This is a genomic window from Bradyrhizobium sp. (assembly GCF_019242285.1).
GTDB lineage: Bacteria > Pseudomonadota > Alphaproteobacteria > Rhizobiales > Xanthobacteraceae > Bradyrhizobium.
This window is the reverse complement of the sequence record NZ_JAFAVV010000282.1, coordinates 1-6,731: the sequence shown is the minus strand read 5'-3', so window position 1 is coordinate 6,731 and position 6,731 is coordinate 1. Positions and strand designations below refer to the sequence as shown.

At 65.4% G+C, this 6,731-nt stretch carries 9 protein-coding genes; 3 read left to right on the top strand and 6 right to left on the bottom strand.

All coding sequences use genetic code 11. From position 1 onward, the window contains the following. Positions 1-350: 350 nt before the first annotated feature. The 3 genes from JOY90_RS10890 to JOY90_RS10880 form a co-directional block, all read right to left on the bottom strand. Entirely contained in the window at positions 351-1,148 is a 798-nt protein-coding gene (locus JOY90_RS10890; protein WP_291691141.1) for a hypothetical protein, read from the bottom strand. A gap of 28 nt (positions 1,149-1,176) precedes the next feature. After that, the gene (gene leuD, locus JOY90_RS10885) at positions 1,177-1,782 is read right to left on the bottom strand and encodes a 3-isopropylmalate dehydratase small subunit (RefSeq protein ID WP_291691140.1); all 606 of its coding nucleotides are present in this window, start codon (positions 1,780-1,782) and stop codon (positions 1,177-1,179) included. 67 nt (positions 1,783-1,849) lie between these two features. Next, the gene (locus tag JOY90_RS10880; protein WP_291691139.1) at positions 1,850-2,278 is read right to left on the bottom strand and encodes a metallopeptidase family protein; all 429 of its coding nucleotides are present in this window, start codon (positions 2,276-2,278) and stop codon (positions 1,850-1,852) included. 186 nt (positions 2,279-2,464) lie between these two features. On the opposite strand from JOY90_RS10880, the gene JOY90_RS10875 reads away from it, so the two are divergent. The 3 genes from JOY90_RS10875 (at position 2,465) to JOY90_RS10865 (ending at position 4,047) form a co-directional block, all read left to right on the top strand. Beyond that, positions 2,465-2,713: a hypothetical protein gene (locus tag JOY90_RS10875; protein WP_291691138.1), complete on the top strand. Its 249-nt coding sequence runs from the start codon at positions 2,465-2,467 to the stop codon at positions 2,711-2,713. A gap of 252 nt (positions 2,714-2,965) precedes the next feature. Further along, positions 2,966-3,199, top strand: coding sequence for a hypothetical protein (locus JOY90_RS10870; RefSeq protein WP_291691137.1), 234 nt, complete (start codon positions 2,966-2,968; stop codon positions 3,197-3,199). A gap of 284 nt (positions 3,200-3,483) precedes the next feature. Further along, a complete protein-coding gene (locus tag JOY90_RS10865; RefSeq protein ID WP_291691136.1) occupies positions 3,484-4,047 on the top strand; it encodes a hypothetical protein in 564 nt (187 codons plus the stop codon). A 71-nt stretch (positions 4,048-4,118) separates the two neighbouring features. On the opposite strand, the gene JOY90_RS10860 is transcribed toward JOY90_RS10865, so the two are convergent. The 3 genes from JOY90_RS10860 to rplS all read right to left on the bottom strand — a co-directional run bounded on the left by JOY90_RS10860 (position 4,119) and on the right by rplS (position 6,717). Continuing rightward, positions 4,119-4,322: a hypothetical protein gene (locus JOY90_RS10860; RefSeq protein WP_291691135.1), complete on the bottom strand. Its 204-nt coding sequence runs from the start codon at positions 4,320-4,322 to the stop codon at positions 4,119-4,121. Positions 4,323-4,419: 97 nt separating this feature from the next. After that, complete coding sequence (gene leuC / locus JOY90_RS10855) at positions 4,420-5,826, bottom strand: 3-isopropylmalate dehydratase large subunit (protein WP_291691134.1); 1,407 nt, start codon at positions 5,824-5,826, stop codon at positions 4,420-4,422. A gap of 510 nt (positions 5,827-6,336) precedes the next feature. After that, complete coding sequence (gene rplS, locus JOY90_RS10850; protein WP_291691142.1) at positions 6,337-6,717, bottom strand: 50S ribosomal protein L19; 381 nt, start codon at positions 6,715-6,717, stop codon at positions 6,337-6,339. Positions 6,718-6,731 lie beyond the last annotated feature (14 nt).

The following is a 6,731-nucleotide window of genomic DNA, read 5'->3' as shown; positions in this document are numbered from 1 at the left end:
GATGGCCAAGCGGACGATCGCGATCGCCGACGCGATCGAGAAGATGGGCTGAGTGCTCGTTTGCTCCCGCGCCATGCGGATTGGCAGGCCGTTGCCACTTGGCACATCGTCATCATCCGCGAAAGCGGATGATCCAGCATTCCAGAGACGTCATTGATTGAACCGATGGGCCGCGGCGTGCTGGGTCGCCCGGTCCCGCCTAGGCCAACCGCCTTCGTCCGAAGGCGGACTTCGGCGGTCAAGAGGCTTCGGCGGGCTCGCAAGCTGGGCGACCCAGCGGAAATGACGTAATGAGCGCCGTCGTGAGCGGGAGGCACATATCCGCTGAACGCCGCCCGCGTTGCGATGGATCAAACGGTGGCGCAGGGGCCGAACCGCTCCGCCGCCCAGGCAAACAGGCTGCCGGGGATCGGCGGCTGCTTGCTGCGGCCCTTGCCGGAAATGTGCAGGCCGATGACGGCCGGGTCCTCGAGCAGCGCCGAGAAATCCGACGGCTCGAAGAAGCGCTTCGGCTCGGCGTGAACGGCGTAGAACGACGGCTTCGGCAGGGCGTGGCCGAGTTCGCCAAAGCGCGCCGCCAGCGCGGTGAGCGCCGCCGGGCCGTAGAGCGCGATGCGGATGTCGGAGACGCGCCTGGAGCCGCGCAGGCGATGCAGCGCGAAGGTCAGCCGATGCCGCAGCGCGAGCCAGTCCGGGGTCAACTCGTCCTGCGTCATCAGCTTCTCGAAAGCGGTGACGATCGGATCCTTGGGCGGCAAATAGAGCACGGAATTGCCGAGCAGGTGGCGGCGCTCCCAGGCGAAATAGGGCCTCGCCGGATCGATCTCGACCGGCTTCAGGAGCAGCACGTCGGCGTCGAGCCAGAGGCCGGCGCGCGCGGCCATCAGCCGCATGCGGAAGAAGTCGGAAAACTGCAGGATGGTCCAGTCGCGCCAGCTCCCGTCCGGCTCGGCCGGGCGCAGCCGCTCGGCGAAGGCATGCGGCAGGATCGCCTCGGCCTCGGCATTGCCGACGCCGTCCGGCAGGTCGGGAATGACGTCAAAGCTGTAGACGGTGACCTTGTGGCCCGCCACCAGCTGCGAGCGCAGGCAGGTCTGTCGCAGCCGATCGAGCGGGCCATGCCAGAAGGTGACGATCTCGGGCAACATGCGTCACCTTCGGCCCCGGCGCGCGGGCTTACGCCCAGGCGCGCTCGGTCCTGGCCTTGGCCTCGTAGCTGTCGATCGACGACCTCTTCTCCATGGTGAGTCCGATGTCGTCGAGGCCATTGATCAGGCAGTGCTTGCGGAACGGATCGATCTCGAATTTCACGACGCCGCCGTCGGGGCCGCGGATCTCCTGGTTGGGCAGATCAATGGTCAAGGTCGCGTTGGCGCCGCGCTCGGCGTCGTCGAACAGCTTGTCGAGATCGGACTGCGAGACGCGGATCGGCAGGATGCCGTTCTTGAAGCAGTTGTTGTAGAAGATGTCGCCGAACGAGGTCGAGATCACGCAGCGGATGCCGAAATCCAGCAGCGCCCAGGGCGCGTGCTCGCGGCTCGAGCCGCAACCGAAATTGTCGCCGGCGACCAGCACCTTGGCGTTGCGATAGGCCGGCTTGTTGAGCACGAAGTCCTCGTTCTCGCTGCCGTCGTCGCTGTAGCGCTGCTCGGAGAAGAGCCCCTTGCCGAGGCCGGTGCGCTTGATGGTCTTGAGGTACTGCTTGGGGATGATCATGTCGGTGTCGACATTGATGATCTTCAAGGGCGCCGCGACGCCTTCCAGCTTGGTGAACTTCTCCATCGGTCGCACTTCTCTGGCTGTGACAAGGGAAAGACATCTATCGCGAATGGCGGCCGCGATAAAGCCCTCAATGCGCCTCGGCCGGGTCTGCCCCAGTCTCCTCTGCCTCCGCCTCGATCTCGGCCATGTCCTCGTCGGACAGGCCGAAATGGTGGCCGATCTCGTGGATCAGCACGTGGCGGACGACGTCGCCCAGCATCTCGTCATGCTCGGCCCAGTAGTCCAGGATCGGCCGGCGATAGAGCCAGACCATGTTCGGCAGGCGGCCGGTGTCGTCGTTGCTGCGGAACGGCAGCGCCGTGCCCTGGAACAGGCCGAGCAGGTCGAACTCGGTCTCGGCGTCCATCTCGTCCAGCACGTCGTCGGTCGGAAAGTCGTCGACGCGCAGCACGACGTCAGCGCACAGGTCGCGAAAGCGGGCGGGCAGGCGCGCCAGCGTCTCCCGCGCCATGGTTTCTAGTTCAGCGAGTGAGGGGGCTTTGAGGGGGGTCCACATGAGGGGGCTTTTAGCGTGGGTTGCGGAATCCTGCATCTCGATTTTGTGACGGGGCTAGCTGTGCACGAAGGCCGATGTTAGAAGCGGACCGAGAAGCAGGTTGGGGTGGGCGTGATGATGCGGATAGGGATGGCAGCAATTTGTTTTTCTCTCGCGGGTGCGTGCCTCTTTCCCGCCCCGGTTGTGATGGCGCAATCGGCGCCCTCCAACCTCAGGATGGCGCAGGCGCAAGCGTATCGCGAGGCGCCGCCGCCGCGCCGCCGGCCGCAGGCGCGGTTGCGCGTGACGCCGAACTATGAGCCGGAGGGGGTCTACCCGCACTACAATCCCGGACCGAATGCGAAGCGCGTTTGCGACGCCACCTATGTCCAGGAATTCCGGCCGAGCGGCACCGTCATCGTGCCGCGCATGCACTGCTATTGGCGGCCGGGCTAGCATCCGCACAGGTCTTGCTCGTGTGTGCCTGACGTTCGCGGGTGTGGCGCGATGGACACGCTGGCCGCGCAACCGTCATCTGCGGGCGTGAGGCGGGAACTGCGCCGACTGCGCCGCGTTTAGTTCCCCGCACGGACATTCAGTCCGCGTTCAGGTCGCTCAATTGAGACTGGTTAGCGTCGCGGCGGGTCGGTTGCTCGAGAGGGCAGGCGCACGGCGCTGACGTCATGTCCCGAAACGGAGGAGGGTATAATGAACGGAACGAAGGTTCTGGGCCTTGCGGCAGTCGGCGCGTTTCTGGCTCTTGCCGCACCGGGCGAGCCGGCCAAGGCAGCATCGCTGATCAATCCGGGCGCCGCTGCGGTGGTGCAGGATGACGCGAAATCGGCGACCACGGAGGTGCGCTGGCATCGTCATTGGCATCATCGCTGGCATCGTCACCATCGCTGGCACCGCTGGCATCGCCATCATCACCGCCATTGGTGAGCGGCCGCCTGAAATATCGCGCAGGATCGAAAGGCCCGCCGCGTGCGGGCCTTTTTCATCGCGCGTGACGCGTTTGTGCGGCCGCCATGCACGATCGCATCAGCGGCAAATCAGCGCAGCGGGACCGGACGCAACCTGAGGTCACATCAGCGCACGGCCATTCATACCGCGTTCAGCTCATTGTCTCTAACGTTGACGGCAGGGGCGCAAACGAGCTGGCGCCGGAGGCTGCCATGACGTGGCAGGGCGCAGTCCGTCGCCCGCGTGCAGGGAGAGCTCGAACCATGACAACGAATGCAGATCGAAGGCGCGGCCTCGTCCGACGCCTTGGCTTTGCTGCGGCCGCGTTGCTGATGCTGGCCGCAGCGCCCGGCAATCGCGCCGCCGCAGCGCCGCTGCTCGGCGCGGGCCTGCCGCAACCCGCCGCTGACGGGTTGATCACCGAAGTCCGTGGCGGCGGCCATGGCGGCGGTGGTTTTCACGGTGGAGGCGGCTTCCACGGCGGCGGAGGTTTCCACGGAGGTGGCGGTTTCCATGCCATGGGCGGCGGCTTCCACCACGGCGGCGGCATGCACATGGCTCCGATGCATGGCGGAGGCTTCCACCATGTCGGAGGCTTCCACCATGGTGGCGGCGTTCACTTCGCGCGCTTCCACCACCACCGGCGCTTCTTCGTCGGCGGCTACTATCCCTATTACTATGACGACTATCCCTATTATCACCGTTGCCGGGTGGTCTGGACCGCTTACGGCCCGCGCCGCGTCTGCGGCCATCACTGGCGCTATTGGCATCGGTGGCACCATCGGCACTACTATTGGCACCACCGGCATCATCGCCACTACTACTGACCAAAGTCGCAGCGGCTGAAACGAGAAGGGCGCCGAGAGGCGCCCTTCTTCGCACTTGCGCGTCGTCAGACTCAGTCCTTCGTATTCCAGGATTTCGTTTTCCAGGGCATGAAGGTCTCAAGCTTGAATTGCGCGAAGCGCGCCGGCGGCCAGCGGGAGAGCCGCCGTTCCTCTTCCGGGGGCTCGGGCGGGCTCGCCAGGCGCTGCGGCGGCCTACGCCGGTGCTGCCGCGTGCGGGCGCTGATCAGGTCGACATATTCCGGTTTCTCGGCCATCGCCCGCTACCTCCGCGCTGGTTCGCGCGGCGGTAAGTCTGCACTCCCTTGGTTTAAGGAGTGCTTGCCTTCGAGCGTCGAGGTTGAACGAAACGGCTTACCGCCACTCCCTGACATCGACGAAGTGCCCCGCGATCGCCGCGGCGGCGGCCATCGCCGGCGACACCAGATGCGTGCGGCCCTTGAAGCCCTGACGGCCTTCGAAATTGCGGTTCGAGGTCGAGGCGCAGCGCTCCTCCGGCTTCAGTTTGTCGGGGTTCATGGCAAGACACATCGAGCAGCCCGGTTCGCGCCATTCGAAGCCGGCGGCGATGAAGATCTTGTCGAGGCCTTCGGCCTCCGCCTGCTCCTTCACGATGCCGGAGCCCGGCACGATCATCGCGTTGACATTGGCGTTGACCGTCCTGCCTTCGACGATCTTGGCCGCGGCGCGCAGGTCCTCGATGCGGCCGTTGGTGCAGGAGCCGATGAAGACGCGGTCGAGCTTGATGTCGGCGATCTTCGTGCCCGCGGTCAGCCCCATATATTTCAGCGCGCGATGCTTCGACAGACGCTTGGCCTCGTCCTCGATCCTGTCGGGATCAGGCACCGCGCCGGTGACCGAGACGACGTCCTCGGGCGAGGTGCCCCAGGTCACGATCGGCGGCAGCTTGGCCGCGTCCAGCCTGATCTCGTGGTCGAAATGCGCGCCGTCGTCGGAGCGAAGCCGCTCCCAGTAGCGCATCGCCGCGTCCCAGTCCGCGCCCTTCGGCGATTTCGGCCGGCCGCGCAGGAAGTCGAACGCCTTTTCATCAGGTGCCACCAACCCTGCACGTGCGCCGCCCTCGATCGACATGTTGCAGACCGTCATGCGGCCTTCCATGGTCAGCGCACGGATCGCCTCGCCGGCATATTCCAGCACATAGCCGGTGCCGCCGGCCGTGCCGATCTCGCCGATGATGGCGAGGATGATGTCCTTGCCCGTGACGCCTTCCGGCAATTGGCCGTCGACGACCGCGCGCATGTTCTTCGCCTTCTTCTGGATCAGCGTCTGCGTCGCCAGCACGTGCTCGACCTCGGATGTGCCGATGCCGTGCGCCAGCGCGCCGAACGCGCCATGGGTCGAGGTGTGGCTGTCGCCGCAGACGATGGTGGTGCCGGGCAGCGTGAAACCCTGCTCGGGGCCGATGACGTGGACGATGCCCTGGCGCCTGTCGAACTCGTCATAATATTCGATGCCGAATTCCTTGGCGTTCTCGGCCAGCGCCTTGATCTGCTCGATGCTTTCAGGATCAGGGTTCGGCTTGGTGCGATCGGTGGTCGGCACGTTGTGGTCGACGACGGCGAGCGTCTTCTCCGGCGCGTGCACCTTGCGGCCCGTGACGCGCAGGCCTTCGAAGGCCTGCGGCGAGGTCACCTCGTGAACGAGATGGCGATCGATATAGAGCAGGCAGGTGCCGTCCTCTGCCTCGTGCACGAGATGGTCGTTCCAGATCTTGTCGTACAGCGTGGTCGGTTGGGACATGAGCGTGAGCTCCCGAAGGTTTTGCTTGTGATGACTGGGGACGCGCGGATGGCGCGCGAAAAGGAAAACGTCGGCGCGGGATTAGCGCGCGAGGCCAAGCTCTGAGGTCGCCGAGGTCGCAAAGCGCCCGAAGAAGCGGCCAGGCAATCGCGAGCGGTCGTCGATCACGACGCGCCGACAGGCGATGCTGGTCTGATCTAGAACCATTTCAGGGTGATATAGCACGGAGAGAAAAAAGCGCGAGGGCTGATTGCATCATGGTCGCCCACGATGCGCGCCGTTTGGCTCCGCTGTCGTCGCCCGGCTTGCGCGCCCGCCGAAGCCTCGGCGTAGGCGGGGACCGGGCGATCCAGTACGCCGCGGCCTATCGACTCAAGCACTGACGTCTCCGGAATGCTGGATCACCCGCTTTCGCGGGTGACGACAGCGGCGGGTGGCCTGAAGGCGAAGCCTAACAAAGAAGCGCGGAGCCAAGCCCCGCGCTTTCGAGAAACCGTCTTTCGCCGGCCGCTATTCGTTGACGGCCTTGGCGTGCTCGGTCTTCTCGACGATGCGGGCCGACTTGCCGCGCAGGTTGCGGAGATAATAGAGCTTGGCGCGGCGCACCTTGCCGCGGCGCACCACCTTGATCGAATCGATCATCGGAGAGAGGATCGGGAACACGCGCTCCACGCCCTCGCCATAGGAGATCTTGCGCACCGTGAAGCTCTCGTTGAGCCCGCCGCCGGAACGGCCGATGCAGACGCCCTCATAGGCCTGCACGCGGGTGCGATCGCCCTCGACCACCTTGACGTTCACCACCAGGGTGTCGCCCGGCGCGAAATCCGGAATATCCTTGCCCGAGGCAAGCTTGGCGAATTGCTCTTTTTCGAGCTGCTGGATGAGGTTCATTGAAATCTCCATCG

What these genes read in the sequence shown, in the direction of transcription:
- JOY90_RS10875 (WP_291691138.1), top strand. Translation starts at nt 2,465, where the DNA reads ATGGCGCAATCGGCGCCCTCCAACCTCAGGATGGCGCAGGCGCAAGCG.
- leuC (WP_291691134.1), bottom strand. Translation starts at nt 5,826, where the DNA reads ATGTCCCAACCGACCACGCTGTACGACAAGATCTGGAACGACCATCTC.
- JOY90_RS10865 (WP_291691136.1), top strand. Translation starts at nt 3,484, where the DNA reads ATGACAACGAATGCAGATCGAAGGCGCGGCCTCGTCCGACGCCTTGGC.
- leuD (WP_291691140.1), bottom strand. Translation starts at nt 1,782, where the DNA reads ATGGAGAAGTTCACCAAGCTGGAAGGCGTCGCGGCGCCCTTGAAGATC.
- JOY90_RS10880 (WP_291691139.1), bottom strand. Translation starts at nt 2,278, where the DNA reads ATGTGGACCCCCCTCAAAGCCCCCTCACTCGCTGAACTAGAAACCATG.
- JOY90_RS10860 (WP_291691135.1), bottom strand. Translation starts at nt 4,322, where the DNA reads ATGGCCGAGAAACCGGAATATGTCGACCTGATCAGCGCCCGCACGCGG.
- JOY90_RS10890 (WP_291691141.1), bottom strand. Translation starts at nt 1,148, where the DNA reads ATGTTGCCCGAGATCGTCACCTTCTGGCATGGCCCGCTCGATCGGCTG.
- rplS (WP_291691142.1), bottom strand. Translation starts at nt 6,717, where the DNA reads ATGAACCTCATCCAGCAGCTCGAAAAAGAGCAATTCGCCAAGCTTGCC.
- JOY90_RS10870 (WP_291691137.1), top strand. Translation starts at nt 2,966, where the DNA reads ATGAACGGAACGAAGGTTCTGGGCCTTGCGGCAGTCGGCGCGTTTCTG.